General features: G+C 70.4%; 2 protein-coding genes and 1 pseudogene. 2 read left to right on the top strand and 1 reads right to left on the bottom strand.

Annotated elements, in window-relative coordinates:
- Positions 1–1744 (top strand): MFS transporter (locus AC01Y6_RS09915; RefSeq protein WP_476671356.1); only part of this gene is annotated, 1744 nt, incomplete at its 5' end.
- Positions 1745–1748: 4 nt separating this feature from the next.
- The gene (gene pxpB, locus AC01Y6_RS09910) at positions 1749–3257 is read left to right on the top strand and encodes a 5-oxoprolinase subunit PxpB (protein ID WP_476671355.1); all 1509 of its coding nucleotides are present in this window, start codon (positions 1749–1751) and stop codon (positions 3255–3257) included.
- A 22-nt stretch (positions 3258–3279) separates the two neighbouring features.
- Here pxpB and AC01Y6_RS09905 read toward each other — a convergent pair.
- Positions 3280–3462, bottom strand: a pseudogene (locus AC01Y6_RS09905) (transposase); the annotation flags it as partial.

Genomic DNA, 3462 nt, shown 5'->3' with positions numbered 1-3462 from the left:
CCTCTTCCGGGGGCTCCAAGGCCTCGGGGGTGGGGCCCTCTTCGCCCTGGCTCTCACCACCATCGCCGTGCTCTTCCCCCCCAGGGAGCGGGGAAGGCTCGCCGGGGTCTTCGGGGCCATGTTCGGCCTCTCCTCGGCGGTGGGACCCTGGCTTGGCGGCCTCCTCACGGACCACCTCTCCTGGCGCTGGGTCTTTTACATCAACATGCCCGTGGGGGCGGTGGCCCTGTGGTTCATTCTCCGCTACATGCCGAGGCTTTCCCCGGAGCACCGGGAGCGCTTTGACTTCTTGGGGGCCCTTCTTTTGGCGGGCTGGGCGGTCCCCCTCATGCTCGCCTTCTCCTGGGGCGGCAGCACCTACCCCTGGGGAAGCCCAAAGATCCTGGGCCTCTTCGCCCTGGCGGCCCTGGGCCTTTTCCTCTGGGTGTGGGCCGAGCTCCGGGTGGAGCACCCCCTCTTTGACCTCTCCGTCTTCCGGATCCCCACCTTCACCTACGCCGCCCTGGCCTCCTTCTTCTACGGCCCCGCCTTCTTGGGGACCGTGGCCTTCCTTCCCCTCTACCTCCAGGTAGTGAAGGGGGTTTCGGCGAGCCAAAGCGGGGTCACGGTGCTCCCCCTCACCCTTGGGGTGGTGCTGGGGAGCGTGGGGGCGGGGCAGGCGGCCGCCCGGCTCGGCCGCTACAAGGCCCTTCTCCTGGGAAGCGCCCTCTTCCTCCTTGCCCTTTTCCTCGCCTTCCACTTCGTCCTCCGCGTGGACACGCCCCTTTGGCTTGCGGTCCTCCTCTTCTTCCTGGTGGGCCTGGGCCTTGGGCCCGCCCAGAGCCTCCTCAACATCGCCGCCCAGAACGACGTCCCCATGGCCCGCATCGGGAGCGCCACCAGCGCGGTGCAGTTCATGCGGCAGATCGGCTCCACCATGGGCATCGCCCTGCTGGGCACGGTGCTGGCGGGAAGCCTGAGCGCCCACCTGTCCCAGGCCTTTCCCGGCGGCGCCTCCGCCCCGGCCGTGACGCGGGCGGGGGAGGGGATGGCCTTGGACCTGGACCGGGAGTTCGCCCGCCTGGAAGACCTCCTGGTGCGGGCCCTGCGGGGGGATGAGGCCGCCTACCGGGCCCTTCAGGAAGACCCCGCGGTCCCCGAGTCCTTCCGGAAAGAGCTCACCCCAGGGGGCCTTCCCGCCCGCTTCGCCCGGCTCAAGGAGCTCGCCCTGAAGGCCCTTCGGGGAGACGAGGCCGCTTACCGGGCTCTCCAGGCGGACCCCCAGGTTCCCGAGGAGCTGAAAAGGCGCATCCCCCAAGGCGGCCTGGTCCAGGGCACCCTTCTCCTCCTGGCCCGGGCTTGGGACGGGGACCGGGGGGCCCGGGAGGCCCTCCTCGCTTCCCCCCTGGTGGACTCGAGGCTCAAGGCCCTCCTGCAAAACCCCCCTCCTCCCGCCCTGCGCCCAAAGCTCCTCGCCCAGGTGGAAAAGGCCCTTAGGCAAGCCGAGGGCCAGGCGGCGCGGTCCCTCGAGGCCGCCCTGGCCGAGGCCCAGGCCCGGGCCCTGGAGGAGGTGCCCCGCCAGGCGGTGGCCGAGCTGGAGGCCGTCAAGGCCCGCCTGAAGGAGGCCCTGGCCCTAGGGATCACCGAGGCCTTGCGCAGGATCTTCCTCTACAGCGCCGCCTTTACCCTCATGGCCCTCCTCTTTCTCCTGCCCCTGCCCGACCGGGAGCTCAAGGGGCGGACCATGCCGGGGGCGGTAGAGTAAGGGCGTGGGGGAAAGCCTTTACCTGCGCTTCGGAGAGGGGCTTTCCGAGGAGGCCAACCGCCGGGCCCTGGCCCTGGCCAAGGCCCTCCTCCGAAGCCCCCCCGAAGGCCTGCGGGAGGCGGTGCCCGCCTACGGCACGCTCTACCTGGAATTTGACCCAAAAAAAATTTCCAGAGCCCGCCTACTCCGCCTCCTGCATGGCCTTCCTCAGGAGGGCGGGGAAGGGGAGAGGGTGGTGGAGATCCCCGTGCGCTACGACGGGGAAGACCTCCTGGAGGTGGCCCAGAGGACGGGGCTCGCCGTGGAAGCGGTGAAGGCCCTCCACCAAAAGCCCCTTTACCGGGTCTACGCCCTGGGCTTCACCCCGGGCTTTCCCTTTATGGCCCCCGTGGAGCCTCCCTTGCGCCTGCCCCGCAAGGCCCACCCGAGGCCCCGGGTCCCGGCCCACAGCGTGGCCGTGGCCGGGCCGCAGACGGGCATCTACCCCCTGCCTTCCCCCGGGGGGTGGAACCTCCTCGGGACGAGCCTGGTGGCGGTCTACGACCCCCACCGCCAAGAGCCCTTTCTCCTCAGGCCGGGGGACCGGGTGCGGTTCCTCGAGGCCGAGGGAACCCCTCCGCCCGAACCCCCGCCCCTGGACCTCCTCCCCGAGGCCCCCAAGCTTCCCGCCCTCCGGGTGGAGGAGCCGGGGCTTTTAGACCTGGTGGTGGACGGGGGGCGCTTCCTCGCGGGGCATCTGGGCCTCGCCCGCTCGGGGCCCCTGGACCCGTACTCCGCCCGGGTGGCCAACCGCCTGGTGGGTAACCCGGAGGGGGCGCCGCTTTTGGAGATCGCCTACAAGGGCCCCGCGCTCACCGCCCTGAGGCCCTTGGTGGCCGCCTTCGCCGGGTACGGTCTCGCGGTTTTCCTTGAGGGGGAGGAGATCCCTCCAGGGCGTAGCTTCCTCTGGCGGGAAGGGAGGACCCTTCGCTTCCGGCCCCAGGGGCGGGGGGTGCGGGGGTATCTGGCGGTGGCGGGGGGGCTCGAGGCCCGGCCCTTCTTCGGCTCGGCCTCGCCGGACCTCAGGGGGAGGATCGGCCGCCCCTTGCGGGCGGGTGACGTGCTGGGGCTTGGGGTGGAAAGCCCTGTCCGTCCCGGGAGGGCCTTCGCCATGCGGCCGTTGCCGGAGGTCTTTAGGGTGCGCCTGCGGCCGGGGCCGCAGTACGCGGAGGAGGCCTGGAGGGCTTTGGCCTCGAGGTCCTTCCGCGTGGCGCGGGCGGACCGGATGGGGGTGGAGCTCGCCGGGGGAGAGGTGCCGGGGGGAGAGGGCCTTTCGGAGGCTACCCCTTTGGGAGGCGTGCAGGTGCCCCCTTCGGGGCGCCCCCTGGTGCTCCTCGCGGACAAGGGAAGCCTGGGGGGTTACGCCAAGCCCGCGCTGGTGGACCCGAGGGACCTATGGCTTCTCGGTCAGGCCTGGCCTGGGGTGGAGGTGCGTTTCGTGGCGCTTCGGGAGGAGATGGATTTCACGCACTAGTAAAATCCCTTCGTGTGCTACCTCATAGCTCCACCCCAGCCATCCTGAGAAGCACCCGGCTACGTATGAGGTTGTGAACGAGCAGGATGAGGTTGACCCGGGCCACCAGACCCCAGTAGGACCGCGCTTCTATCCTGTGAAGCCCCAAAGACCGCACCATCACGCTGAACCGTGTTTCTATCCAGTTGCGAACCTTCCCCATCCA

The organism is Thermus sp., from assembly GCF_056332225.1.
The sequence above is the reverse complement of the archived record's forward strand: the minus strand, read 5'-3'. Positions and strand labels throughout refer to the sequence as shown.